The following is a 26,309-nucleotide window of genomic DNA, read 5'->3' on the forward strand; positions in this document are numbered from 1 at the left end:
TAACTCTTTTTATCAAAAGCTTTTTTCCGCACAACATAATAACCTTATGATTAACAAATTGTTATATCATTGAAAAACCTAGTGATATTACTCGCTTAAGCCCTATACATATTAAAAAAAAATGTTATTTTTGTCACAATCATTATAATTGCTTTTTAGCTTTTTTATTAGTAAGTTTATATGCACCAAATTTATAAAACATTAAAATTCACCATATGAGAAAAATAATTCTACTTATTATATTTATGTTCAGTATTTCGGTTTTCTCACAGATCAAAGTATTGAAAAATGAAAGTTTGGTGGAAATCGGTAAAGACAACTCCGTTGGTTTGTATAAGAAGGATGATAAATTCACCATCAATTATCAGGATTTGAACACCAGTAATCTGAACACCATCAGATCTTTTTCATTCCAAAACCTAAATGGTGATGTGACAGGATTGTACAAACTCATCATAGATGGTTTTACCAACGTACCAGATGAAAATATCATTCTGGAACTTCCCAACGATATTATTGAACTTCATTATGAGAGAAACTACGGCCAACAGACTGTACAGTTTATCCAGATTATTAATAAAAACAGAAAATACGTAGGAAAGTCCCAGTTTTTAACCCAAAAACAGGTAGAAAAAGTGTTTGGGAGAACCAATGGAAAACTCGCTATGTATGAAAAGCCTGCCACTATCAACAATAATGTACCCAACAAATCGGCTAACAATACGGGCAGTGGTTCTGGAAATGGAAAAAAACCGAAAAAATAATTATATTTTACAAATAATACGAAACTCATTCTAACGGATGAGTTTTTTTATTTTATTTTTGCAAAAAGACATTAAAAATTATGCCGCTTCAGATAATCAATCTAACCAAAAAATTTGGTGAACAAACTGCTCTCAACAACATCAACATATCTATTGACAAAAATGAGATCATCGGTCTGCTGGGTCCCAACGGAGCCGGGAAATCTACCCTGATGAAATCTATTGTAGGAGCGTTAAAAATAGATCAGGGAGAGATCATCTTTAACGGATTACATATTTCCGACCACGAAATTGAGAGCAAAAAAAACATAGGTTTCCTACCTGAAAACAACCCGCTTTATCTGGAAATGTATGTAAAGGAATATCTTCAGTTTGTTGCCAATATTCATAAAATTTCAGAATCCAGAGTAGATGAGGTCATAGAATTGGTAGGAATTACCCCCGAAAAATCAAAAAAAATTGGTCAGTTGTCTAAAGGGTACAAACAACGTGTAGGGCTTGCACAGGCTATTATTCACCAGCCAGATCTATTGATTCTGGATGAACCTACCAATGGTTTGGATCCCAATCAGATCATCGAAATCAGAAATGTAGTTAAGGAAATTGGTCAGCAAAAAACAGTTTTACTGTCTACCCATATCATGCAGGAAGTGGAAGCGCTTTGTTCCAGAGTGATTCTTATTCATAAAGGAAATATTCTGCAGGACTGCCCTATTGATGAATTTAAAGGCAAATTTGAAAGTCTGGAAGATGCTTTTGCAAGCTATACAGCATGACAAAATAATCAATATTCTGCAGAATAATAAAGGCAGTCTTCTATCTCTTTATTATTCTACCCGTATTCAATTAAAAATTCAGGTAATTATATACAATTTTATACTAATACGGTTATCTTATTATTATGACTCTGTCATTCTGAATGTAACGAAGTGAAATGAAGAATCTAAGCCATATTATGAGATTCTTCCTTCGTCAGAATGACAGTAATGTAAAATTGTATATAGTCACTAAAATTTATTTCCAGAAAATCAGTATAAGAAGAAATATCAGTTATAAAATTTCGAAGGCTCATTTTTATAATGGCGTTATATTTGATAAAGTTTGCTTGTTAACCAATAACAACTCAATATGGTAAAGCATATATTATTAGGAGCCTTCTGCCTTGCTCAGTTTTCTTTTGCTTATGCTAAAGAAGTGCCTTATGTTTCAGAAAATAATAGTTTTAGAACCTCTTCTACTCTTCAACAGATCCCAAAAACAGTCATTATTAAAACCAAAAAGTTTAAGATAAGACTTGATAAGCAGCCCAACGGTAAGTATCTGTATCAATCCTGGAGCGCCAATGCCAACATTACCACCAAACCTAATATGATTATCAGTGACGGTGAATTGGTTCCGGATGGAAGCGGAGGTAACTATTATATTCTGTTTAATAATCAAGGGCATACCTACCAGGTCTGGAGAAATTATCTTACAGATTCTGCGAAAAAAGCACCTTATACCCTGGTGGTAAATGATCCTAACGATCATGAAATTGTAAATCAGGATGGATATGTAGTGAAGAAATAGCCTTATGCTATCTTACTTTTATAAAAAAACAAGGGTCATCTTACTTTTAAGATGGCCTTTCTAATATTCTATACGGCTTATAGTGTGTTGTTGAGCAAGAATTATAAAAAGTAAAAAAATAATGAGAAGATATATTTATGTCCCCGACTGTTTCAGCTCAGTAAGAAAACTACTGGATTCATAGCTGTCTTTTGCCGCTTTATAGCCTATATTAAAAATTTGCTCCAAACGGTCTTTCCCTCTTTCAAAAGTTCCGTAGGTAGCCAGTTTTTGAGAGGAAATAAACCAGTCGCAATACTCAAATTTCACTTTTTCTATTCTGTAGGAAAGAAGATCATAGGAACGGGAAACAATAGCTTTGATAGAATTCAGATCTTTGATTTTAGCATCGCTTGGCGGTGATACAAACACCCCGATAAGCTTATCACAATCTTCCCGGATAATGTCCGCAGGAAAATTGTTCAGAACTCCCCCATCACAGTACATTTCATCTCCAATAATATAAGGAGTAGTGATCCCTGGGATGGAACAGGAGGCAATAATAGCATCCACAATCTCAAAATTTTTATCAAAAATTTTCTGAGTTCCGGAGACTAATTCTGTGGCTACAATTTTTACTTCCATATCTAAATCACCAAGTTTCATCTCATGAAAAATAGGTTTTAGATAGTTTCTGAAAATGATGGAAGAAACCAGCCCCGGCTGGTTAAAGGTAAAATGCTTCCAGTTGAAAAAATAGACTGAATTGAAAAAGTCCAGAATTTCTTCCGGGGTTTTCCCTATTGCGTGCAGACACCCTACAATAGATCCAGCGCTGCAGCAGGAAAGGATATCGGTATCTATGTTTTTTTCTTTCAGGAATTTTAATACTCCCGCATGGGCGATCCCTTTGGTACCACCTCCTGATAAAACAAGACCTACTTTCTCAAAATTCATTGAATAAAATTAAGAAAACACGATGAGATAAATGACTTAATTTTTATAAATATGCTGATTTTAAAATTATTTTAATGAAAACCCATTGTATACTAGCTAAAATTTAATCAAAACACTTTAAGGAAAACAGATAATAAGCAATAAACCTCACAGTTTTTTGAAACCTGTGAGGTTTAATTTACGCATATTTCTTCTCTACATCAAAAAAGCCTGGATTTCTCCAGGCTTTTATTATATAGATTCATGTATTTCAGATTAAATATGAATCACTTCACCGTACGCAGCAGCAGCAGCTTCCATAATGGCTTCTGATACTGTCGGGTGTGGGTGGATAGACTTGATGATCTCATGACCTGTAGTTTCAAGTTTTCTTGCTACAACAGCCTCAGCAACCATATCCGTTACACCTTCTCCGATCATGTGACATCCTAACCACTCACCATATTTAGCATCGAAAATTACTTTGATGAAACCATCTGTATTTCCATTTGCAGTCGCTTTACCACTTGCAGAAAGAGGGAATTTACCAACTTTGATTTCATATCCTTTTTCTTTAGCCTGCTTTTCTGTAAGACCTACAGATGCTACTTCAGGGTGGCAGTAAGTACATCCAGGGATATTGCCATAGTCGATTTTCTCAACATGCATTCCTTTGATTTTCTCAACACAAGTGATTCCTTCAGCAGAAGCAACGTGAGCCAATGCCTGAGTTGGGATGATATCACCAATTGCATAGTATCCCGGTACAGAAGTTTCGTACCATTCGTTTACCAATACTCTTCCTTTATCTGTCTGGATTCCCACTTCTTCTAAACCGATGTTTTCGATGTTGGCAGCAATACCTACAGCAGATAATAAGATATCAGCTTCAAGGATAATGTTTCCATTCGCTGTTTTTACAGTAGCTTTTACGCCTTCACCTGTAGTATCAACGCTTTCTACAGAAGCATTGGTCATAATTTCAATTCCTGTCTTTTTCAGAGATTTCTCTAAGTGTTTAGAAATTTCTTCATCCTCTACAGGAACAATGTTTGGCATAAATTCAACAACAGTTACTTTAGTTCCCATTGTGTTATAGAAATCAGCAAATTCTACTCCGATAGCTCCAGAACCTACTACGATCATAGATTTTGGCTGTTCAGGAAGAGATAATGCCTGTCTGTATCCGATTACTTTTTTACCATCCTGAGGTAAGTTTGGCAATTCTCTTGAACGAGCTCCAGTTGCGATAATAATATGAGTACCTGTATATTCAGTTACTTTACCTTCTTTATCTGTAACAGAAACTTTTTTTCCTTTCTGTACTTTTGCAGTACCTAGAATTACGTCAATCTTATTCTTTTTCATCAAGAACTCGATTCCTTTGCTCATTTTGCTGGCAACACCACGGCTTCTCTGGATTACATTCGGAAATTCAAAGCTTGCTTCCACTTTGTTCAAACCATAATCTTCAGCATGGTTGATATAATGAAAAACCTGAGCCGATTTTAATAAAGCTTTAGTTGGAATACATCCCCAGTTCAAGCAGATTCCTCCTAAGTTTTCTTTCTCGATAATTGCAGTTTTGAAACCCAACTGTGCTGCTCTGATCGCGGTAACATATCCACCAGGACCACTTCCAATGACAATAATATCGTAATTCATTACTTTAAAAATTTTTATGCGAATTTAAGGAAAAATATTGGATGTTTCATGTTTATGAAACCCGATCTTAAAATGCATTAATAAGGCTGTTTTTATTCAATTTTAAACAAAGAAAAAGGACACAAAACGTATCCTTTTTCAATATTTTTCAATTTATATTAAAAACATTACAAAACCCACTCTGTAAAAACAGGCTTTTTTGATTTTAAAAACAGCAAGAAATATCAATTATTTCGCTTGTCTAAGTAATCGCTTTTCAGTTGCAAATCTTTCATTTAAGGCTTTCATCTGATCTCTCTTCATCTGTTTAGTGGCAAGCGGGTGATTTAGAATGAGTTTTTTCTCCGTATTATATTTTTTGGTAAGCTCCTGCATTTTAATATTCACCATCTCGCTTTTTGAAGGATGTGGTGGAACTGGCGGATGTTTCTGTGCTGAAACATTCATGGCTAAACCTAATACGAATAGGGTTGAAATTAAATACTGTCTCATGATATTTATATTTTGCAAATGAATTTCATTAAGCGATAAAGGCTGATGAAAAACATTCAGGTTCATAGGATATTGTACATATATCGTACCAACATTTTCTTAAAAAATGTATAAAGTTTCTTTTATTTCCTCTGCAGAGAATAACTTCCGACGAACAATTTTAACAATTAAAATTCTGATTATGAATGTTTTTTCATAAATTTATTTAATATTTTACATTTGATAACACCCATGAAGAAAAACTTACTAAGCAAAGACCGCATTTGGCTAAAAGATCCTGAACCTCATGATTTCCCGGCAGCTCAGGATTATCTCGAGCTTCTCTTTGAACCGGAACAGGCACTAAAACTGGTGGAAAAACTAAAAAAAGCAACCACTATCAACAAAAAATCTAAAGATATTCTGAGAGCCAGCAAGCTCGCATTACTTCCTGAGACCAACATTCATGTAAAAGAAAATCTAAAAAAAGTAGAGAAAAATAAAAAACTCTCCCCCATTTTACTGGTAAGAGGTCAAAATGAATTGATCATTGCTGACGGTTATCACCGTTTATGCTGCAGCTATTACCTAACTGAAGATCTAGAAGTTCCCTGCAGATTGGTATAAGCCTTTTATCTCCAAAAAGTATCTCGCCCATCATCAATATTGTACATTATATTTTATAAGATCTCGATATTTTGTTTTAAAGGCAGGTTTTTAGAAGAATTTCCTACCATAATTCTGTACGTTCCTTTTTCTACGGTCCATTCCATTTTTTCATTCAAAAACTGTAATTGTTTTACCGGAATCTCTATCGTTACCAGCTTTGATTCACCGGGCTTTAGTTCTACTTTCTGAAATCCTTTTAATTCAATGATCGGCCTCGAAACCGTAGACAGCAAATCTTTCGTATACAGCTGAACGACTTCACTTCCAGACCGGGAACCTGTATTGGTTACATTTACTTTGGCTACAATTGTTTCATTCTCGGAATATTGAGCTTTATTCAGCTGCAAACCTGAGATTTCAAAAGAGGTATAGCTTAACCCAAAACCAAATGGATACAAAGGTTCGCCACTCAAATCATGGTAATCATTTCCTCTACCTGTAGGGTGATGATTATAGCTCAGCGGCAACTGCCCTTCTTCAATAGGAAAAGTGATAGGTAATTTACCTGATGGATTTTCGGCTCCGAAAAGAACTTTCGCAACGGCATTTCCTCCTTCTTCTCCAGGATACCAGATATCCAGAATTGCTCCTACCTTATCTTTCCACGATGTTGTTTTTATCGCAGACCCTCCAACAAGAACTACAGTGGTTAGCTTTTTCAACTTTGAAACTTCGTGTATAAATGATTCCTGATTTCCCGGGAGACTTAATGAGGATCGATCCTGAAATTCTCCTTCATGAATTCCAGCTGCTACAATAATATAGTCTGCATTTTGGGCCAGCTGTAAGGCTTCATTATACTCTTTTTGGTAAGGATGTAAGCTATAATTCCAGATCAAATCAATATTGGCTTCTCCCCGATTCTCACGAAATTCTATCGTAAGGTCATATTTTTTTCCTTTTATAAAATCTATATCGATGGTTTTGGTGGAATAGCTCAGTTTTTCCCATTGATCAATCATTAACTTTCCGTCCAGATATAATCTGAAACCATCATTACCCCGAAGTCCCAATTGATATTTACCCGATTCCGGAGCTTCCAGTTTTCCGGTCCATCGGATACTGTAGTTATCAGGCTGAAGTTTTTCAGGATCGGGAGAATATAATGTCCATTTGAAATTGATCTGCCCATCCTGTCTTTCGAACGCTGGATTTCCTTTCAGATCAGAATTGGAGAAATAGACTCCTTTTAACCCTTTCTTATTTTCAAAAGATATAAATTCATTAGAAACCGGGATAAAATCTTGTATGTTCCAGTCGATTCCTTTTGAATAAAGGATTTCCATATTTTTGTTTTTAGTGAAATTTTTAATTCCGTCTATAATACTTACTTTTTGATTTCCCGGACCCGAATATCCACCCAGTCGCGCATCCGATGCATCTGAACCAACCACTAGAATTTTTTTCACATTTCCCGGAATGGGAAGCGTTCCTCCATTGTTCTGGAGCAAAACGAAAGATTCAGCAGCCACTTTCTCTGCTAAAGGCTTATGGTTAAGCTTTTTTAATTCTTCAATTTGTTTAAGAGATACATATGGGTTTTCAAATAATCCGAGCTCAAACTTAGCTTTCAAAACTCTGGAAACAGCGTCATCAATTCTTTCTTTGGAGATTCTTCCATCCAAAAACGGAGGGATGAATAACTGATAATGTTTATATTCTGTCTGAAAAATCACATCCAGCCCGGCATTTATAGCCTGTGCAGAGGCATCATCGTAATCTTTTGCTGTAAAATGCAGCACATTTGCCCCTCCTACCGCACTTGCATCACTGATCACAAAACCCTGAAAATTCCATTCTTTTTTCAATTTTTCGGTCAGCAGCCAATGGTTCGCTGTAGCGGGCCTTCCATCAAGCAAATTATATGAAGTCATCACCGATCTGCTTTTTCCTTTGGTAAAGGCATTGTAAAAAGGAACCAAATGAGTTTCTTCCAGGTATCTTTTACTCCAATGAATTGGGTACGAATCTCTTCCTCCTTCTCCTACATTGGCCAAAAAGTGCTTGGGTGTGGTAATAATTCCCAGATTTTCAAAGGAACTTACAAAGCTTACTCCCATTACAGAAGTCAAAAAAGGATCTTCACCGTAGGTTTCCTCTGTTCTTCCCCATCTTACATCATTGGCCAAATTGACAACAGGAGTCAGAATTTGACGGATTCCTCTCAATTTCGACTCTTTAGCAATTGCTATTGAAACATTACTCATCAGCTGAGGATTGAAAGTCGCGGCCAGTCCGATCGCCTGTGGAAAAGCAGTGGCTCCCTCGCGTACCAATCCGTGTAAGGCTTCATCAAAGGGAATGATGGGAATCCCCAACCTGGATTCTTCAATAAAATATTTCTGAATCGCATTGATTTTTTTCACCAGCTTTTCAGCACCTTCGTTAGCGTTGTATTTCAATAATTGTCCGGCAGCTCCTCCTCCTAAATTCCCGGCACTCACCTGTAATCCAAAAATCCCGTGAGAATACTGCCCTTTCGGTGCATTATCCAAATCTCCGGGGATCATAAAGCATTGCCAGAATTTTTCCTCGGGCGTCATTCTTTTCAGTAAATCCTGAACTCTGGCTTCAACAGGTTGTCTGGAATCTTTATACAAAGGTTTTTGGGCTGCTATAAAAACAGAACTCAGTAATGAGATTCCCACTATAGTATATCTCAACTTCATTATTGGGTAATTTGAATTACGGTTGCATATTTTAACTGATTTCTTTCTTTAGGCAGGTTTATTTCAATAGATCTATCGGATATTTTCCATTGAATTTTACCCGATAATCCCAATATTTTTAATGATTTTGGCTTAAAATTCTCAGGAACTGCAAAATGTAAAACGGATGGGGAAGTATAATCAGCTTTTTCATCCAAATGAAAAATATTAACGGTTTTCCCATCTTTACTTTGGGTATAATAAAAATTCCCTTCGTGGTAAGGAGCTACAGCTCTTGTGGCAAAAACTGCTGATTGATTTTTCTCCATCCATCCGGAAATTTCCTTTAAACGTTCGTAAACGATAGCATCATAATCTCCAGTAGGTCCTGGAGCAATATTCATCAGATAATTTCCGCCTCTTGAAATAATTTTAACCAAGGTTTCAATGATCTTTTGAGAGCCTTTATAATTGTCATGTGGAACGTAAGAAAAAGAATCTCCCATCGTGATACAGCTTTCCCACGGAATGGAAAGAGCATGTTCAGGAACGGCTTGCTCGGGCGTCACATAATTTTCCCATTTTCCCGGTACGGTGCGGTCTACAATGATAATCCCAGGTTGATTTTTCCTCGCCATAGCACCAATTTTGTTCATATCAATATCCTGTTCGACTTTGATGGTCCTTTGCCATTCCACTTTTGGATCTATGGTATGAAAAGGGCGAACCCAACCTCCATCCAGCCAAAGAATATCTACTTTTCCATAGTTGGAAGTGAGTTCATTCAGCTGATTGAATGTAAATTTTTTAAAGTTGTCCCATCTTTCGGGATATTTTTTCGGATCATAGTTGACATTTCGATCTTTCGGAGGGAAATAAGACCACCAATAATTGTCGGAATGCCAATCGGGTTTTGAGAAATAGGCACCAATTTTAAATCCTTCTTTTCTAAAAGTATTGAAAATCTCTTTTGTCACATCTGACTTCTGGTTTTGTGAGAAAGGGGTTTTTGCAGAGGTAATCTTGTAATCAGTCTGTTTGGTATCAAACATGGCGAAACCATCATGATGTTTGGTGGTAAAAACCACATATTTCATTCCCGCTTTTTTTACCGCGTCGGCCCATTTTTGTGGATTGAACTGGGTAGGATTGAAAGTCGTTTGAAGATTTTCATAATTTTTTACATATTCGTAGTAAGACTCCCCATGTTCAGGTTTTCTTTGCGTCCACGATTCATCTTCAGGACACAAGCTCCAGCTTTCCACAATCCCCCACTGGCTGTAGGTTCCCCAATGCATAAAAAGTCCGAATTTCAAATCTTGCCACTGTTCCAGATTTTGTACAACAAGTGGATCTGAAGGTCTCTGATAGCCTTCGGATACGTTATGAGCCTGTGAAAATAAAAATGAACCGGTGAGTAGTGATGATAAGAGCAGAATTTTTGCTTTGGGCCTGATTAGCATATGGAAATAGTTTTTGCTAATTTACTTATCCTCTCCCTAATCTACAAACATTAAGATTTCAACAATTGAGCAAGTGCCAGATCGAAATTCGGAAAAGCAAATTGAAATCCACTTTTTATAAGATTTTCAGGATAAACATTACGGCTTTTTAAAAGCAGTTCTGTTTCTGTTTTCAGGAATATGGATGCTATTTCTAACTGCCATACCGGAGCATTTAATCCCAATGGATTCTTGAGCTTTTTCCTTAATGTTCTCATCATGGTTTCATTTGATATAGGCTCAGGAGACGTTATATTGATGGGTCCTAAAATTTCTTCATTTTGAATGATCCAGTCTACAGCTTTGCAAAAATCATCAATATGTATCCAGCTTACCATTTGATTTCCTCTTCCCTGTTTTCCCCCCAAACCAAGTCTGGTAATTGTTTTCAGCTTTGGAAAGGCGCCGCCATTATGACCAAGTACTATTGAAGTACGAAGTGCTACTTTTCTTATTTTTTCATTGTTAATTGCAAAAAACTCTTTTTCCCAACTTTTACAGATATTCATAGAAAAATCGTCTCCTATAATTCCGTTCTCTTCGGTATTTACCTGTGTCTCTGAATGGACGTAAATAGTGGCAGAACTGGCATTCAACCATATTCTTGGAGGATTCAGACATTGGTCTAATGCTTTTTGTAAAACATGTGTACTTTCAATTCTTGAGGTATAGATTTCCCGCTTATTTTTATCATGATAACGGCAATCAACAGATTTTCCGGTAAGATTGATTAAAACATTGGTATTTTCAAGTACATTTTTCCAATCTCCTATATCTTTTGCATTCCAGTATATTTCGTTGGAACGTTTAGGTTTTCTGGTTAAAATATAAACCTGATCTCCTTTTTCCGTAAAATATTTTTCTAGATTTTCACCAAGAAATCCGGTACCTCCGGCTATTATTATTTTCATTGTTTGAATTTTAAAATTGAAGAATTGAATCGTGTATTTTTTTACCTGAATTTACTACGACAGTATCTGATGGTATTGTTTTTACATCACATTACTTTTGACTTTCACCTGAACTCCGGAGCCTTCTGCCAGCATTACTGAAATTGGGTTCTGGTGGTTCAAACACTCAAAATCGTTTCCGTAGATCTTCTCAAAATCAATTTCCAGCTGATGTTCTTTTACTGAATAAAAGTCCCATTTTGGGTGGCAGACTTCATATTCTGACGTCCTATTTTCTTTTTTGGTAAATCCCCAATAATGTTCTGTGATAAATTCAAATTCAGAGCCCTCTTGCATAGGCTGGGCGGTTGAATCGGCTTTGATCTGTATAGAGTGCCAGTTTTTGTCTTTCCATGAATATTTGATCAATAGTTCACCTTCTTTTTCATGAATCCAATTCTTCATCGGCAGGGTATGATAGTTTTCTTTGTAAACAGAATTGGCAATAAAGCTGAGCGCGGGTTTTGGAACAATTTCCTTAATAAAGACCACGCCTCTCTTCCAGATCCCATTTTCTTTTTTCTTCACATAAAACCTTAAGTTCACTTCTTCGAAATCGCGATGAAAAGGAACGGGAATTCCCATTAGTTTTGTATTTAAAAACATGAATCCCACCAGGCTTACATAGCATTTCCCTTGATAAAAATCGAGTTCGGTCCCTTTAGGAAGATATTTCAACAGTATCTGAGGATCAATTTCGTAATTGATAATGGCTAGTTTCCGCCACTCTGCTTTTAGAAAGTTCATAATTGCGTGTTTTTAATGATTAAAGAAAGATCAGCTGTTATTTCTGACTTCAAGTTGCTATTTTATAGATTTTGGAAGCTTCTGCTGTACTTTTTATTAAAGCGTTTCTTTCCAACAGGAATTTTTCAAGATAATGGGTAAGGAAAATCTTATTAAAGAAGCTTCCTATTATTCCCAAAGGAGATTCAAACTCAAAGATGTCTATCATTAATGTATTGTCGTTGATCATTTTAAAAATATGTTGATGTTTCATAGATTTGAAGGCTCCTTTCTGCATTTCATCTGTAAATTGATGGGGTTTCTCCATACTGGTGATTTTTGTAGTAAGATTCTGATATACTCCAAGGTGTCTTGCTCTCCAGGTTACCGTTTCGTTCACTTCAATCAATCCGGTTGTGCGTCCGGCAATTGCTTTTTCGTTAGTTTTTGCGGTTGATTTCTGATGCAGATCAATATTACGGGCCAAATCAAAAACATAATGAATATCAGCATTGATAAGGGTTACTAAATAAATTTTTGACATTTTTTATAAGTTTTGGAAGCCTGGAGCTTAAATAGGTTTTGGAGTAAAGATGCCCCATATGAGGTAGTTATTGTCGTAAATAAGAGTAGGATTTTTGAACTTTTTCATTGGTTTATTTTTAACGATTCATATAGATTATGACTTTCGATTACATACAATAAACCCATAAAAGGACTATAGAAAAACGCCATTATTACAATACATCCGGGTATCTCCATTATTTTATGATCAATTCCTATTATTTGAAGTAGGAGTAAAGAAATCCACACGGGCATTATTGTCATTCCATAGATCAGAAAAAGCGGTGATATTTTTATTTTAAGACAAATTTTGATGATAAAACTGATCAGTTGAGGAATTCCTACAATAAAGTAAAACATCATCCATCCTTCCATGCCGCTCAGGATAGCCCCAAGAGGCCATAGTATCAAAAAGAACAACTGAATATAAAAGTCATATTTTACAAATGTTTTCATGGCATTACAATTTAATGTGAACCTCTTTTTCTGAAATAAAGAATCAGAAATAGGTGAATGATAAAATTTTTCATAATTACTATTTATTTAAAGCTTTCAGGAATTTTTGAAAGATTATTTCAAATAAAAATTAATTTCTTTCAAGACCGCTTATCTGATCGCTTTCTATTTTTTCTTTTCTCAACGCATGTTTACGTCCTTTCAAGAATAATAATAGATTGAGAAGCATCATTACGCCCAAATAAATGGAAAACCCACCTATTTTTTTACTGAGTGCAACCACTAGTCTTTCTACGGTTTCAATTTGAAAAAATTCAATGATGCAAAGTGCAAAACCTAGATTTAGAAGGTAAAAACCTATTTTAAAAAGAGAGTTGGTTGCCATGGCAATATCTTTTTTCTGATGAAAAATATCGACCATGAATGTTTTTGAGTTTTTAAATAGAAACTGAGAAACCAATATGGTAAGGCTAATTACGATTGGCAGGTAGATCATGTACGCTGAAAAGTTATACGTTGTGGTTAAAACTGTAGTTGCCATAATATGGTTATTTTAGTGTTAATTTATTTCTTAGAAAGTAAAGAATGAAAATGTTCAAGTAATGTAATCCGCAGAGAATTAAAATGATACTTCCAATTCTTATGGCTGTAACCGTTATCATATCTTCAACGCTGTTGATTGTGATCCAGGAGGTAATGCTTATCGCGATATACCCTAAGTTCACCAAATAATAGCAGCCAAGAAGTATCCTGTTAATCGTCAGACAAAGATCATCATCATGAAGTAAATATTTCAGATAAGCTTTTCCCTCATGATAGCATCTTCTTCCTACATCGATTGTGATATATGAACTGATGCTGAGAAAAATCACGTATGATATGATATTAAACATTTTATAAATTTTATACTTTCAGTAATTTTTGAAAACAATACTGAAATAAAAAAGGATTTTCATCCTCTTTTCTATTTCAGCAGATTGGTAATCTTCCCTACCAGCCAGTGATCATCACTTTTTATCGCCAGATCCATAATATTGTTGATTTTTCCTGTTACAGAACTGAAATCATCCATCAGTTTAATAAATTCTTTTGCTTCTGCTGAGTCTTTATCCTCAATATTTTTGAGTTCTTCCAGGAAAGAAATTACAGGTTCAATTTCTCTTTTTCTTCGTTCCTTGGTAATTTGTTTGAAGAGATACCAAACATCTTTTTCAGCCACAAAATACTCTTTCCTATCTCCTTTTATAAGTTCTTTCTTTACAATTCCCCAGTCAATAAGTCCTCTGAGATTCATATTGGCATTTCCTCTTGAAATCTCCAGCTGCTGCATCACCTCATCGGTAGAGAGGGGCTTATCGCTCGCCAAAAGCAGTGCATGCACCTGTGCCATGGTACGGTTGATCCCCCAATTGGTGGCAAAGGTACCCCACGTCTGAATATATTTTTCTTTTGCTTCTGAAAGCTGCATCTTGTATCTCTTTAAAGTTTCTTTTACAAATGTAATTATATTTTTTGAATTTTCAATAATTTTTGAAAATTAATTTGTAAAATAAAACAGACACCCCGAAGAGTGCCTGTTTTAGATAGTTTTAATTCATATGCGACTTAATTAAGCATTCATTAAGGTTCAATTTTTGCTGTGATTCCCTGATTCCAATATTTTGATTCCGGCATGTAATACAGATATACGTTGCTTGATTTTCCAGTATAGGTTCCAGCAAATTCCACCTTCAGATCCAAATTGATGGTTTTTGTTTCTTCTGCTTCCAAGTGCTCCCAATATAAGACAAGATAATTGTCAAAGATCTCGTAATAGGAAACCTGTTTTTTGTCGATCATATCTTTAAGCAAAGCATTTTGAAGCGTCAATCCTGCTGGAATACCAATTTTTGCGACTGTCATGGGTAAGTTACCATTGATTTTATTTTTAACTTTTACCGTCATTCTATTGGTCTCTCCTACTTTTGAAGATTCGGAGGCAAGTTTTGTTTCCAACAATAAAGGAATGTCTTTACTTTCGGGAGCCTGCAAGGTATAATACTCGTAATCTAACTTATAGGGAAGCCCTTTTTGATTGGAATACTGTATGCCGATCTGGTTTTCTCCTGCTTTAAATGCCGAAGAAAGACTTGCGGAAGGCGAAACACTGGCTTTATTGATCGTAATCAACGGTTTATCATTACCATACAGTTTTTCATTTTTTGAAAAGAATTCAGACAATGCTTCAATTGCGAGGCTGGTGGCCTGTGTTGAACCAAATCCATAATATCCGTTGTGTGCGATCAATTTATCTGCTACAGCTGCAATTTTTATTTGACTGTTTTTTTCATTTTTCTGAAGCGCCATAAGATACAACGAAAGAATTTCTGCGCTGGCTGAAGTTCCTCCCGAATAAGTAAAAGTAGCATTAGTTATCAGTTTTTCCGTTTCATATTGTTTGTTCAAAATAGCCATCAGATCATCATATTCCTTATGTTTGTTGAGTTGGGCAGATGCGTTGGCAAGCAAAGCCAGCTGATAGGAATCTTTGGTGGCCAAAGCTTTGTTCAGCATTATTTTATAAGAATCTTCAATCTCGTTTTTAAACCCAAGTTTTGATAAAGCATACAGAATATACATATTTCTGGACCATGAAAATTCATTCATTGGCATATTAACCTCATAGCTGTTTCTTACTTCAAACAATCCGACAGCACTCTTTTTTGATAAAATAAAGGCAGATAATTTTTGAATAAGCTGCGGATCTGCCATTACATATTTCTGCAAACCTTTAAACTCCAGCAATGCAAATGCAGACAATGCGACATCAGATTCTGAACTATTGAAATATCCAAACCCTCCATCGTTATTTTTATAGCTTAACATTTTCTGGAATCCTTTTTTCAGATTTCTGATGACCAGATTTTCTGTGGAAGAATCTATTTTATGAGTAGCTTTTAGGAAATCCAAAATAAATATATTTGGATAAACAGTTGCCGAAAGCTGTTCAAAACATCCATAAGGTTCTCTTTTCAAACGCTCCAGATCTTCAAACATCTGCAGAGCGGCATTCTGAAATACATAATAAGAGGAAAAAAAGCTTCCGTTGATATATTCAGGAATATTGATTTTGAGATCTTCCGTTGTATTGTTAATAAGAGAATATTTGTGCGGAAATCCTTTTTCTTCAACTTTAAAAGGCAAAATAACCGTTTCTCTGAAATCTCCTGACCTTATGATCAATTGAAGATTAGATTTTACCACTTCATCGGTTTGTATGGTTACAAAAAACCTTCCTGATTCCAATGGTTTTAAGGTGATCAGGCTGTCTGCTTTTATCAGTTTTACATCATTAGGAACCACCACATCCATCGTCATTTTTCTGGTCTCCTTAGAATTGTTCTTAATGACAACAGGAATCATCATCTGATCTGTTCTGGTAAGATATTGCGGAATTTTAGCATCTATTGAAATCAGACTTTGTGCAGCGTATGTCGTTTCATCTCTTCCTAAAAGTCCCGCATCAGAAATTCCTTCTGTGATGATCCTGAATGTTGTGTTGGCATCGGAATTATAAAACTCAACTTTTGCTTTTCCGTTTTTATCGGTTTCTACCACGGGATTCCAATAAATAGCTTCTCTGTAATCAAAACGATGAGAGGTGCTAGTGCTGGTATATTCCGGGTAAGCAAACTGACGAGTTTCGTTGTAGGACACAAAATTTCCGGAAGGAATCCTTTCTACTGCAAAATAGGTTTTTGGAGTAATATCAAACTGGATCTTTGAGGTATCGTTTTTAAAAGAATTCATGATTATCACTCCATTGACGCCTCTACAACCATAAATAGATGTTGCAGCCGCATCTTTAAGAACGGTAACACTGCTGATATCATTCGGATTTATGGTGGCATTAAAGTTTTCCACCGGAATTCCGTCTACAATGAATAGTGGATTCCTGTTCCCTACAGAAGATTCTCCTCGGATTCTTACCTGAGTATTCGTTCCTGCTTCTCTGGTAGGAGTGATGATAAGTCCTGCTACTTTTCCATTCAATAATGACGTCATATCAGGGTTCTGAATTTCTACACTAGAATTTATAGTAACCACCGAAGTTGATTTATAATCTTTCTTTGTCATAGAATACCCCATAACGATTACCTCTTCAACACTTTGAGACCCTACAGTATCATATTTTGCATTTCCGAGTTTGTTCAAGTGCGAGATATTCGGTCTGTTTTCTATTTTTGCTGCTTCTTTTAACTCTGCTTCTTTCACAATTTCTTCTACATCTATATTGCTGAGAGTTTGTTTCGTTAAAGGATTAACGTCCAAATTGTACGATAAAATTTTAATCTTTACATTCTGTTTAGGCTCAAAAGATTTGGCAATGATTTTATAATCTACACCTCCCTCTAAGTCTGAAAAATAAAATTTTCCATTTTCAGAAGTCGCCTGTCTAAGAATTTTAATACCATCTGTAAGAAAGACCTCAGCTTTTATCGCCTTCTTGTCTTCATCTTCTATAATGCCATACACTGTATTTTTCTTTTCCGGAAGATATTTGTATTTGTTGGTTCTAAGGACATCCGGATTCAGTTCAAAATATCTATAGCCATTGGTCAGCATGACAAGATCAAGACTTTTATCTGCTTTTTCTTCTTTTGGATCGAAATAAAACTGTGGTTTTTCAATTTTGCCTTTTAATTCAGAATCCATCAGCAACCATGAAATGATGTGGTTTTGCTTGTCATCGGCATATGTCCATAATTTATCATCTACAACGCTTACTCCGAGATTGGCGGTAACAGGCTTGTTGTTTTCATCGGTGGTTTCAATATCCAAAACCACTTTTTCTCTGGGTAAATAATATTGTTTTACAGGCTTAATTTTTACGGTAAGCTGATTGGTTTTATTGGTAAAAACAATACGTTCCGCAATAGGACGATGAGTATCCGAAACGGTGAATCTGCAGATCCCGACCGGAAAATCTTTTTCAGAAAGTTCTAAGTGATTGCTCCCTTTTGTTAATGATAAAACTTTAGTGTAGACTTCCTTTTCGCGAAAGCTTCCTTTTAATGTAACCGTTCTTTCCTGAGTAGAAACGATGGTTAAGAAGAGCTTTTTATTTTCTTTCTTAATATTGAAAATCACTCCGTCATTCTGAGCTTCAGGAAGAGGATAAATTTGGGTGATGTTTTCAGGGTTTATCACTTTTGCATAATAATGTTCCCCTTGTTTTGGGGTGAACAGAAAGCTTCCCATTCCAAAATTATAAGACTGGACTTCCTGTATTTTTTCATGTTTCTGATTGTAAATTCCCAAAACGGCATCTACAGGTTTTTGAAATTCATCGACCACCTTAAAAGCCATATTCTGTTCAATTCCATTGATAAGAGTTCCGCCTTCAGGCATTAATTTAACATCCAAATTATTCAGAACAATAGGGATATTTCTTGAAATGGACTCAGTAAAGCCATCAAAATTGACTTTTATATTCAACAGAGCATCTGCATTTTTTAATGTATCCGGAAGTTTAAATTTCAGGGCTTTTTTCCCTTCTTTATCTGTGGTCAGTTTGCCCTTTGAAACAGTTTCGCCATTATGCATCACCATATAATCTGCTTCATAGAAAGGTATTGGAAGGTTGCTGAGACTTCTCATAGAAAAATCGGCAATTACCTCATCTCCCTGGCCATATCCTTTTTTAGGAAAATCAAGCTTCATCAAAATTCTTGGTGATACTATTTTCTGGAGATTAATTTCCTTTTCAAAGGTGTTTTTTCCTTCTTCATTCTGCATCCAGTTGGTGTAAGCCCGAAGCTTGTAAATTCCTCCTTTCATGTCGTCCGCGAAATAAAAATATCCCTGAGCATAGCCATTGGTAATCTCATATTTTTGTTTTCTGAATACACTTCCATTAGGTTCAAGAATTTCCAGATTAACGACTCTGCTATCTTCGGCGGGAAGATTATCTTTACCTTTTACTACATAAATTTTAAAGTACATTCCTTCCCCCGGTTTATAAAAAACATGGTTGGTCTGGATGTACGTTTTTTCTTTTTCAAAATTCTGAAATGATTGCTGCTGCGCCTGTAGAAAAATACTTGAAAGCAGGATATTCAACAGAATGATATATGATTTAAATTTGAGATTCATAAGTTAAAATTTGAATGAAACAATACAGCCTAATGTTTTAAAAGAAGGAAGATTGAAAAAATCCAACCCTCGACCATTGTCCGTATCATAAAAGCTCTGGTTAGGATCTACGCCATTATTAGCCTGCCACAGCAGAATATTATTCACATAAAAAGTAATTTTCACAAACTGCTTACCGAAGTTCACTGGGAAATTGGCAGACAGGGAAATAGTATTAATTCTTACATAATCTGCCTTTTGAATATACTGTTCTGCAACACCCGTAAAACCATATCTCGACCATCGGTTCTCCTGAACATTCTTGTTAGGATCATAAAAATCGACGGGAATCTGATTGTTATTTCCGTTGGCCTGTACGCCCTGAAAAACATAATTTTTGATATTTCTCTCTTCTCCAGATCCGTAAGAACGGCCGTAATAATCAAGTACAGCCTGAGTTCCGTTCCAAAGCTGGCCACCTTTTTTCCATTCCCAGTTGATATCCAAAGAAAGGTTTTTATAGTTGATACTATGATTGAATTTCATCACAAAATCGGGAGTAGGATCTGCGATAATTTTCATCCCTGCAGCTTTTTTGGGATATCCGAATTCATCAATGATAAGCTGCCCTTCTTTATTCCGTTCAAAATAGCTTCCCATAACGGCTCCGAGAACCTGGCCTTCTGAGAGTGTTTTATAAATATCTTTAAAGCCGGAAACCGCCAGATTCTGATATTCCGGAGTAACTCTGTCCACAATATCTCTGTATTTGAACCATGAAATTTTGTTGCTGGTATAAAAATTCTTTCCAAGATAAAGACGGTCATACTCAAAGCTGAATTCCATACCGTGGTAAGTATGATCGGCCATATTTTTCAGCTTCAACTGGCCAGCTTCAAATACGGGAAATACATCATCCGTTATTTTTTTGCTGAAATACTCTCCTTCAAAACTAACCTTATATCCTATATTCAATCTTCCACCGGCTTTCCATTCTTTGGTATTGATATTGGAAAGTCCTCTGAAGCTTTCAACTTCCTGAATTGGAAAATACTGATAAGAATTTTCTGCATTCAGTAAAGTAGTGGCATAGGAAGCATATGACCTTGTAATTTCAGGCTCTGAACTCAATTGGGTATAGCTTCCGAGGATTTTAAAATCATAATTTTGCCAGTTGAAAATGTTTTTAAAATTCAAATAACCGCCAGCTTTTGGAAGCCAGTAATTGTTTTTAAGGGAAGTATTGGAAATATAGAATGAGTTTCCAAGGTTAAAATCTGCATCAAAATCAGAATGATAATCACTAATATGCATGTTATAATTAAAAATATAATCCTGCGAAGTTCTCTGATAAAGATATTTTTTGTTTGTAAAGCTATTGTATACATCAGATTTCCTGTCATTTAAAATAAAATTCAGACTAAAATCATTCTTAAAATCATAGCCTCCCAATGAATAACTTCCCATGATGTTGGAATGATACAGCCTGTTATTTTGTGCCCTTTCATTCCATATCCCGTTACTGAAACCATGAGTAGACGGCTGATACTGATCCCTGTTTCCTATGGTGTTGTTTTCATAGGACTGGTTGAGATTCAGTTTAAAATCACCCCATGTTTTATTGGCGTTAAAACTATACTGCCGCTGATTGTTCTGATAACGGTACTTGCTGTCCTGAGTAAAAAGATATACAGGATTATCTGCATATTTGCTGTAGCTTCTCTGTGAGCCGTTATTTAAAAAAATCTGCTGATCGTTTGAAAAGGAAACAGGCGTCAACAGTGAATTTTGGTAAACACGATTGAAGAGTCCTATCCTATTGGTATTAGTAGCTTTATTGTCCTGATAATTAAAAGCAAAATCAAAAGTATATCCCTGAAAAGTTTTACTCAGTTTAGCTTTAAAAGTATTGATAATATCATACTGGTCTATAAAATACATCTGGTTTTTCTGTTGTCCCAGATTCAGTGAAAGACGGATTTTTTCTACAGAATCTTCTTTTACGATAGCATTTACACTAAGCTGGCTATTGTATCCTACCGTTGTTTTGAAAAGATTATTGTTATATCTCTTGGCATTTCGAAGGCCATCTGCCCATGGAACCAACCTTCCATTCTGATCGTATTCATAAGGTGAGCCATCAAATCCCAAAGAGGAAATATCCGGTCCGAAACTGAACATTTCATTGGTCTCCGGGCCTTGCCAAATTAAAGTCCCATTTTCTGATCTGCCCTGTACATATCGATCCTGAGTTTCAGGAATGCTGTTTCTGCTTTTAATATCAAAAGAGGTGATAAAGTTGCCATTTAAAGTAAATGTTCTATGCTTCAGCTTTTTTAATGTAAAAATTCCGTCATTCCTGTCTTTAAGCTTTCTTATTTTATCAAAATATTGATCAGATCCGTTGCTTAGAATCGTTGTCGCTTTTTCTATGCTAAAGTCGTCTTTACTTTTTTGTGAAGTCAGGCTGTCATAAACTTTACTGTGAATATTTTCTACATATTTATTCTCTGTTTGCCTTTCCAGAATGTCTTTTAATTCTCTCAGCTGATAGGTTGTTATCACATGGCTGTTTTTACCCTTATTCCATACGAGAGTGTCAAAAGGTTTGGCGGCAATGATGGCAAATCCTTTTTCATCAGTCAATTCATAGACTCCACTATTTTTATTATGGATCTTTAAGAAATTCTCTGATTTATTTTTTGAGTTTAAAAATTTTCCCGAGTAATATAATTGTGAGTTTTGGGCGTGAAATACAGTAATAGTAAATGGAAGCAGCAGCAAATAATTCTTTTTCATTGGTGATTAGTATGCTTAAAAATATGAAAAAAGAAATTTCCGGGGAAATTTCTTTTTTTAAGATTTATTTTTGAATAGCTTTATAACTCTCTATCAACCTGATAAATTCTGTCCGGTATCCTTCTTCATCTCCCCCTTTGCTCTGTTTGGCAAGGTTCTCAACATCGGAAAGATCTTTTTTTGTAATCAATTCTGAATTTCTGAGCACCAAGCCGAACCACGCTACGGAAGAAGCAAATTTAAAATCCTTACTTGCCGAAGATATTCTGTTATCAGCATTTTTAACAATCTGACTTATTTCACGGCTGGTATCTCCATCAGGTTTTTTATATCTGAATTTTATTGTCGCCAATTCATCTTCAGCCTCTTTTGGTGAATGAGTTTGCGTATATTTCAAATTGCTTTCTTTGGGAGTAAAACTTGATTGTACATCTGCAGGAATAACTTCATACAAAGCGGTAACTGTATGTCCGCTTCCAAGTTCTCCAGCATCTATTTTATCATTCACAAAGTCCTCATTTCTCAGTTTTCTATTCTCATAACCAATCAAACGGTATGATTTTACATATTCGGGATTAAATTCAATCTGAATTTTCACATCTTTGGCAATTGCATACATATTTCCTGCAAATTCTTTTCCCAAAAATTTATTGGCTTCTTGCATATTATCAATATAAGCATAATTCCCATTTCCTTTGTCAGCAAGGGTTTCCAAAGTATTATCTTTATAATTGCCCATTCCAAAACCTAAACAAGTAAGAAAAACTCCAGATTTTCTTTTATCTTCGATCAATGTTTTAAGATCTGAGGTGGAAGATATCCCTACATTAAAATCTCCATCTGTGGCAATGATGACACGATTGTTTCCATCTTTCGCAAAATTTTCCTGTGCCAGTTTATAGGCTAACTCAATTCCTGCTCCTCCTGCTGTACTTCCTCCCGCCTGAAGATGATCCAACGCCTCAATAATTTTATCTTTTTCCCCTGCTGATGTAGGTGGCAGTACCATTCCTGCACTTCCTGCATACACTACAATTCCTATCTTATCTTTTGGTCTGAGTTTATTCAATAGTACTTTAAATGATGATTTCAGTAATGGTAATTTATTTTCCTCATCCATTGATCCTGAAACATCAATAAGAAACACAAAATTGGACGCAGGAAGCTTATCCATAGGAATGTTTTTCCCCTGAAGCCCTATTTTAAGTAATTTATGCTTAGGATTCCATGGAGAATCACTGTATTCTGTATTAATTGAGAAGGGATCTCCATTTTTAGGTTGGGGATAATCATACTTAAAATAATTAACCATTTCTTCGATTCTGACAGAGTTTTTATCGACTACCTGACCATTATTAATCATTCTTCTTACATTGGAATATGCTGCATTATCAATATCAATAGAAAAGGTAGATAATGGTTGACTTTGCGTCAACTCAAAAGGATTTTCAACAAAAGCATCATAGCCCTCATTATTTTGAGTCACTGGTGAAATTTGCTGTTGTTTGTTGATTTTATCCTGTAGCTTTTTAGCTTTCTTTCTTTCTCTTCGCGAAAGCTCCTTAGTAGTTACTATAATCACTCCATTTGAAGCCTTACTTCCATAAATTGCTGTAGCAGAATTTCCTTTCAAAACGTTCATGCTTGCAATTGTATTGGGATCTAATTTTCTGAAATCTTCATCTTTTGTTACCATTCCGTTCACAACATACAAAGCTTTGTTTTCCGACTTTATAGAAGCTGCTCCTCTGATTACCAACTGATTATTATTAATATATCCCGAAGCAACATTAACTCCCTGATTTCCTGTCCCATTGATCTGAATTCCCTGAACTTTTCCCTGCAATGAAAAATAAGCAGCAGGTTGTGGTGGTAAGTTGCTGACAGAAGTACTTGTAACGGTACTGGAGGCTGTCACACTCTTTCTTCTAACCACTTTTGAATATCCCGTCACTACAACCTCTTCAATCTGTTTTGTTTGTAAGGTATCATTATATATTTGAGGCAGAGATGAAACTATTCTATCGGGAGCTTGTATTGGTGGTAAATTGCAGGTAATTGGAGACTTGTACGCATCTATAACTACAACGGGTGGTGCCTGATGTGCCAACGGAACAGGTAATGATTCTTCTTTTCTGATATTCTCTTTTATTATACGGTCTATTTTGGCAATATCTGCTTGGTTAATAGGACCTCTTAAGGTTTTGTTTTCTGTTATTAAAGGTTTTAAAGGTTCTGCATTTTCTTTTTTATTCATAAAATAAAATACACCCATCCCGATTACCAGACTGGCAGCTATACCATATGGCAGCCAAAGAGGAATGATTCTCTTTTTTTCTTCTTTTTTATCTAATTTCTCTTCAACTTTTCCCCATACTTTTTCAAAACCAGGAAAAACTGTTGGTTCTTCTGAAAGCTTAGAGGCTTCATTGAATTGTTGATCTATATGATTATTTTCCATTGTTGTAAAAGTTTAGATATGTTGATTCACTAGAAGTTCCTGCAATTTTTTTCTTGCAAAATTGAGCTGGGATTTTGATGTCCCTTCACTAATAGAAAGCATAGCCGCTATTTCTTTATGAGGATACCCTTCAATCGCAAAAAGATTAAAAATGGCTCTGCAGCCTTCAGGGAGAAAGTTCAGCAGGTTCATCATATCTTTTTCAAATGAGAGATTTTCTACGCTGGCAGCGGAAGATGGAATGTCATTTTCTTCTAAAGAAATAAAAGAGGTCTTTTTACTTCTCAGCTTCTGTAAGCATTCATTCACCGTAATTTTTTTGGCCCACGCTTCAAAAGTTTCAAGGGTTTGTAGCTGATTGATTTTCGTGAAGATTTTGTAGAACGTATCTGCCAATACTTCTTCAATATCTTCATCATTTTTCAAATAGCGTCTGCAGACTGAGTAAAGCCTGCCCGCCATTTTCTCGTAAATCACCCGCTGTGCTTTGCGGTTGCTACGCTGGCATTCTAATAATAATTCTCTTTCCATAGTCAGGAGTTATATTATAGTAGATGCGGCTTTTTTTATAAAGGTTGGAAACATGATCAACTTTTTCAAATAATATATCATATAAATCAACAAAGAAAGCAAATGGAGAACAGAAAGCAAAGAAGCTTGTATCATCTTATATGGTATAATGTTACGACTGATCATTCATTGTATGATTCTTTTAATCAGGGATATTTTCTTTTTTTATTGAAAAAAAATTCATTTCAAATTTAACTTTTCCTCTTGTAACATATCTCTACTATTAACGACTATTAATTCAAATAATCTTTTTATAGTAATGAAAAACGCGAAAATTGCATCATTACTTTTTGTTTTGTCTGCAGGAAGTATGATGTTTGCCCAAGATGACTTGATCAACAAGTTAAAAAACAACCACTCACAAAATGCTAATTTTCAGTTCACAACGTTAAAAGACGTTGGTGCAACTTCTGTAAAGAACCAAGGTTCATCAGGAACTTGCTGGAGCTATTCAGGAAACTCTTTCCTTGAGTCTGAAATGCAGAGGATGGGCAAAAAGCCTGTAGATCTTGCTGAGATCTTCACGGCAAGAAATTCTTACCATGATAAGGCGAAATTATACGTTTTGAATAATGGAGCAATCAGCTGGGGTGATGGAGGAGAGCTTCATGATGTAATTAATATGTACAAAAAGTACGGAGCTGTTCCACAAGATGTGTACACAGGATTAAAATCCGGACAGACTACGAACAACTTCAAAGAAATGCAAGGGAAACTGAAACCGGTTCTTGATAGTTTAGTTCAGGCTTCTTCAAAAGGGAAACTGACCGATAACTGGATGGATTCTGTAGATGCTATTCTTGATGAATATTTAGGAAAAGTACCTGCTAATTTCACTTATGAAGGGAAAAACTACACTCCAAAAACATTTGCTAAGGAAGTTGTAGGAATCAACCCTGAAGATTATGTGGAACTATCTTCGTACAAAGATTATCCTTATTATCAAAAATTTGTAGTTCCAATTCCTGATAACTGGAGCCACGATTCTGACTGGAATGTTCCAATGAAAGATCTTACGGCTATTGTAGATAATGCTGTAACTAAAGGATATTCTGTAGGTTGGGCAACTGATGTTTCTGAGCCTTATTTCTCTTATAAAAACGGGGTGGCTTATGTTCCGGATATGGACCTAGACCAAATCAATGCTGAGAATAAGCAAACTTTATTCACTGAGCCTAAGAAAGATAAAACGATTACTGAAGATATGCGTCAGAAAGCTCTTAACAATCTTTCTACAACGGATGATCACGGTATGCACATTGTAGGTTTGGCAAAAGATCAAACGGGTAAGGAGTATTATATGGTGAAAAATTCATGGGGTGTAACCAATGATTTCGCAGGATACCTTTATGTAACAAGACCTTACGTTGAGTACAAATCTACGGCGATCCTTGTTCACAAAAATGCTATTCCAAAAAATATTTTGAAGCAATTGAAACCAACTAAAAATATTGGTTTGTAAAAAA

21 protein-coding genes are annotated in these 26,309 nt (G+C 35.5%); 5 read left to right on the forward strand and 16 right to left on the reverse strand.

Annotated features, from left to right (window positions below; translation table 11 throughout):
• Positions 1-215 precede the first annotated feature (215 nt).
• The 3 genes from ACQ76T_RS10980 (at position 216) to ACQ76T_RS10990 (ending at position 2,333) form a co-directional block, all read left to right on the forward strand.
• Positions 216-764 (forward strand): hypothetical protein, encoded by a 549-nt coding sequence (locus ACQ76T_RS10980; protein ID WP_431343332.1) that lies wholly within the window; start codon positions 216-218, stop codon positions 762-764.
• A gap of 80 nt (positions 765-844) precedes the next feature.
• Complete coding sequence (locus ACQ76T_RS10985; protein WP_431343333.1) at positions 845-1,540, forward strand: ABC transporter ATP-binding protein; 696 nt, start codon at positions 845-847, stop codon at positions 1,538-1,540.
• A gap of 352 nt (positions 1,541-1,892) precedes the next feature.
• Positions 1,893-2,333 carry a hypothetical protein gene (locus ACQ76T_RS10990; protein ID WP_431343334.1) on the forward strand — a complete coding sequence of 147 codons (441 nt, stop codon included), beginning with the start codon at positions 1,893-1,895 and terminating at the stop codon, positions 2,331-2,333.
• A gap of 135 nt (positions 2,334-2,468) precedes the next feature.
• Here ACQ76T_RS10990 and ACQ76T_RS10995 read toward each other — a convergent pair whose 3' ends face one another.
• The 3 genes from ACQ76T_RS10995 to ACQ76T_RS11005 form a co-directional block, all read right to left on the reverse strand.
• Positions 2,469-3,269 carry a patatin-like phospholipase family protein gene (locus ACQ76T_RS10995; protein ID WP_431343335.1) on the reverse strand — a complete coding sequence of 267 codons (801 nt, stop codon included), beginning with the start codon at positions 3,267-3,269 and terminating at the stop codon, positions 2,469-2,471.
• A 255-nt stretch (positions 3,270-3,524) separates the two neighbouring features.
• Entirely contained in the window at positions 3,525-4,913 is a 1,389-nt protein-coding gene (gene lpdA / locus ACQ76T_RS11000) for a dihydrolipoyl dehydrogenase (RefSeq protein WP_431343336.1), read from the reverse strand.
• Between the two features lie 228 nt (positions 4,914-5,141).
• Complete coding sequence (locus ACQ76T_RS11005) at positions 5,142-5,405, reverse strand: hypothetical protein (RefSeq protein ID WP_431343337.1); 264 nt, start codon at positions 5,403-5,405, stop codon at positions 5,142-5,144.
• A gap of 231 nt (positions 5,406-5,636) precedes the next feature.
• Between ACQ76T_RS11005 and ACQ76T_RS11010 the strand changes: the two genes are divergently transcribed.
• Positions 5,637-6,011, forward strand: a complete 375-nt coding sequence (locus ACQ76T_RS11010) for a hypothetical protein (RefSeq protein ID WP_431343338.1) — start codon at positions 5,637-5,639, stop codon at positions 6,009-6,011.
• Between the two features lie 53 nt (positions 6,012-6,064).
• Here ACQ76T_RS11010 and ACQ76T_RS11015 read toward each other — a convergent pair whose 3' ends face one another.
• From ACQ76T_RS11015 to ACQ76T_RS11075, 13 genes are all read right to left on the reverse strand, one after another.
• Positions 6,065-8,722 (reverse strand): glycoside hydrolase family 3 N-terminal domain-containing protein, encoded by a 2,658-nt coding sequence (locus tag ACQ76T_RS11015; protein ID WP_431343339.1) that lies wholly within the window; start codon positions 8,720-8,722, stop codon positions 6,065-6,067.
• Complete coding sequence (locus tag ACQ76T_RS11020) at positions 8,722-10,164, reverse strand: alpha-L-fucosidase (RefSeq protein WP_431343340.1); 1,443 nt, start codon at positions 10,162-10,164, stop codon at positions 8,722-8,724. The genes ACQ76T_RS11015 and ACQ76T_RS11020 overlap by 1 nt, the downstream gene beginning before the upstream one ends.
• 50 nt (positions 10,165-10,214) lie before the next feature.
• Entirely contained in the window at positions 10,215-11,114 is a 900-nt protein-coding gene (locus ACQ76T_RS11025) for a TIGR01777 family oxidoreductase (RefSeq protein ID WP_431343341.1), read from the reverse strand.
• Between the two features lie 81 nt (positions 11,115-11,195).
• A complete protein-coding gene (locus ACQ76T_RS11030) occupies positions 11,196-11,900 on the reverse strand; it encodes a YqjF family protein (protein ID WP_431343342.1) in 705 nt (234 codons plus the stop codon).
• A 49-nt stretch (positions 11,901-11,949) separates the two neighbouring features.
• Positions 11,950-12,423, reverse strand: a complete 474-nt coding sequence (locus ACQ76T_RS11035) for an SRPBCC family protein (protein WP_431343343.1) — start codon at positions 12,421-12,423, stop codon at positions 11,950-11,952.
• A gap of 104 nt (positions 12,424-12,527) precedes the next feature.
• Positions 12,528-12,899, reverse strand: coding sequence for a hypothetical protein (locus tag ACQ76T_RS11040; protein ID WP_431343344.1), 372 nt, complete (start codon positions 12,897-12,899; stop codon positions 12,528-12,530).
• A gap of 130 nt (positions 12,900-13,029) precedes the next feature.
• The gene (locus ACQ76T_RS11045) at positions 13,030-13,440 is read right to left on the reverse strand and encodes a hypothetical protein (protein WP_431343345.1); all 411 of its coding nucleotides are present in this window, start codon (positions 13,438-13,440) and stop codon (positions 13,030-13,032) included.
• Between the two features lie 7 nt (positions 13,441-13,447).
• Positions 13,448-13,792 (reverse strand): hypothetical protein, encoded by a 345-nt coding sequence (locus ACQ76T_RS11050; RefSeq protein WP_431343346.1) that lies wholly within the window; start codon positions 13,790-13,792, stop codon positions 13,448-13,450.
• Between the two features lie 71 nt (positions 13,793-13,863).
• The gene (locus tag ACQ76T_RS11055) at positions 13,864-14,367 is read right to left on the reverse strand and encodes a GbsR/MarR family transcriptional regulator (protein ID WP_431343347.1); all 504 of its coding nucleotides are present in this window, start codon (positions 14,365-14,367) and stop codon (positions 13,864-13,866) included.
• A gap of 152 nt (positions 14,368-14,519) precedes the next feature.
• A complete protein-coding gene (locus ACQ76T_RS11060) occupies positions 14,520-19,034 on the reverse strand; it encodes a TonB-dependent receptor plug domain-containing protein (protein ID WP_431343348.1) in 4,515 nt (1,504 codons plus the stop codon).
• Between the two features lie 3 nt (positions 19,035-19,037).
• A complete protein-coding gene (locus ACQ76T_RS11065; RefSeq protein WP_431343349.1) occupies positions 19,038-21,812 on the reverse strand; it encodes a hypothetical protein in 2,775 nt (924 codons plus the stop codon).
• A gap of 64 nt (positions 21,813-21,876) precedes the next feature.
• Positions 21,877-24,273, reverse strand: a complete 2,397-nt coding sequence (locus tag ACQ76T_RS11070; RefSeq protein ID WP_431343350.1) for a YfbK domain-containing protein — start codon at positions 24,271-24,273, stop codon at positions 21,877-21,879.
• A 12-nt stretch (positions 24,274-24,285) separates the two neighbouring features.
• Positions 24,286-24,804, reverse strand: coding sequence for an RNA polymerase sigma factor (locus ACQ76T_RS11075; RefSeq protein WP_431343351.1), 519 nt, complete (start codon positions 24,802-24,804; stop codon positions 24,286-24,288).
• Between the two features lie 298 nt (positions 24,805-25,102).
• On the opposite strand from ACQ76T_RS11075, the gene ACQ76T_RS11080 reads away from it, so the two are divergent.
• A complete protein-coding gene (locus ACQ76T_RS11080; RefSeq protein ID WP_431343352.1) occupies positions 25,103-26,305 on the forward strand; it encodes an aminopeptidase C in 1,203 nt (400 codons plus the stop codon).
• Positions 26,306-26,309 lie beyond the last annotated feature (4 nt).

The organism is Chryseobacterium sp. JK1 (assembly GCF_050632815.1).
Classification (GTDB): Bacteria; Bacteroidota; Bacteroidia; order Flavobacteriales; family Weeksellaceae; genus Chryseobacterium.

Bases quoted from the DNA above. Each gene is read 5' to 3' on its own strand.
- ACQ76T_RS10980 (WP_431343332.1), top strand. From the start codon at position 216: ATGAGAAAAATAATTCTACTTATTATATTTATGTTCAGTATTTCGGTT.
- ACQ76T_RS10985 (WP_431343333.1), top strand. From the start codon at position 845: ATGCCGCTTCAGATAATCAATCTAACCAAAAAATTTGGTGAACAAACT.
- ACQ76T_RS10990 (WP_431343334.1), top strand. From the start codon at position 1,893: ATGGTAAAGCATATATTATTAGGAGCCTTCTGCCTTGCTCAGTTTTCT.
- ACQ76T_RS10995 (WP_431343335.1), bottom strand. From the start codon at position 3,269: ATGAATTTTGAGAAAGTAGGTCTTGTTTTATCAGGAGGTGGTACCAAA.
- lpdA (WP_431343336.1), bottom strand. From the start codon at position 4,913: ATGAATTACGATATTATTGTCATTGGAAGTGGTCCTGGTGGATATGTT.
- ACQ76T_RS11005 (WP_431343337.1), bottom strand. From the start codon at position 5,405: ATGAGACAGTATTTAATTTCAACCCTATTCGTATTAGGTTTAGCCATG.
- ACQ76T_RS11010 (WP_431343338.1), top strand. From the start codon at position 5,637: ATGAAGAAAAACTTACTAAGCAAAGACCGCATTTGGCTAAAAGATCCT.
- ACQ76T_RS11015 (WP_431343339.1), bottom strand. From the start codon at position 8,722: ATGAAGTTGAGATATACTATAGTGGGAATCTCATTACTGAGTTCTGTT.
- ACQ76T_RS11020 (WP_431343340.1), bottom strand. From the start codon at position 10,164: ATGCTAATCAGGCCCAAAGCAAAAATTCTGCTCTTATCATCACTACTC.
- ACQ76T_RS11025 (WP_431343341.1), bottom strand. From the start codon at position 11,114: ATGAAAATAATAATAGCCGGAGGTACCGGATTTCTTGGTGAAAATCTA.
- ACQ76T_RS11030 (WP_431343342.1), bottom strand. From the start codon at position 11,900: ATGAACTTTCTAAAAGCAGAGTGGCGGAAACTAGCCATTATCAATTAC.
- ACQ76T_RS11035 (WP_431343343.1), bottom strand. From the start codon at position 12,423: ATGTCAAAAATTTATTTAGTAACCCTTATCAATGCTGATATTCATTAT.
- ACQ76T_RS11040 (WP_431343344.1), bottom strand. From the start codon at position 12,899: ATGAAAACATTTGTAAAATATGACTTTTATATTCAGTTGTTCTTTTTG.
- ACQ76T_RS11045 (WP_431343345.1), bottom strand. From the start codon at position 13,440: ATGGCAACTACAGTTTTAACCACAACGTATAACTTTTCAGCGTACATG.
- ACQ76T_RS11050 (WP_431343346.1), bottom strand. From the start codon at position 13,792: ATGTTTAATATCATATCATACGTGATTTTTCTCAGCATCAGTTCATAT.
- ACQ76T_RS11055 (WP_431343347.1), bottom strand. From the start codon at position 14,367: ATGCAGCTTTCAGAAGCAAAAGAAAAATATATTCAGACGTGGGGTACC.
- ACQ76T_RS11060 (WP_431343348.1), bottom strand. From the start codon at position 19,034: ATGAATCTCAAATTTAAATCATATATCATTCTGTTGAATATCCTGCTT.
- ACQ76T_RS11065 (WP_431343349.1), bottom strand. From the start codon at position 21,812: ATGAAAAAGAATTATTTGCTGCTGCTTCCATTTACTATTACTGTATTT.
- ACQ76T_RS11070 (WP_431343350.1), bottom strand. From the start codon at position 24,273: ATGGAAAATAATCATATAGATCAACAATTCAATGAAGCCTCTAAGCTT.
- ACQ76T_RS11075 (WP_431343351.1), bottom strand. From the start codon at position 24,804: ATGGAAAGAGAATTATTATTAGAATGCCAGCGTAGCAACCGCAAAGCA.
- ACQ76T_RS11080 (WP_431343352.1), top strand. From the start codon at position 25,103: ATGAAAAACGCGAAAATTGCATCATTACTTTTTGTTTTGTCTGCAGGA.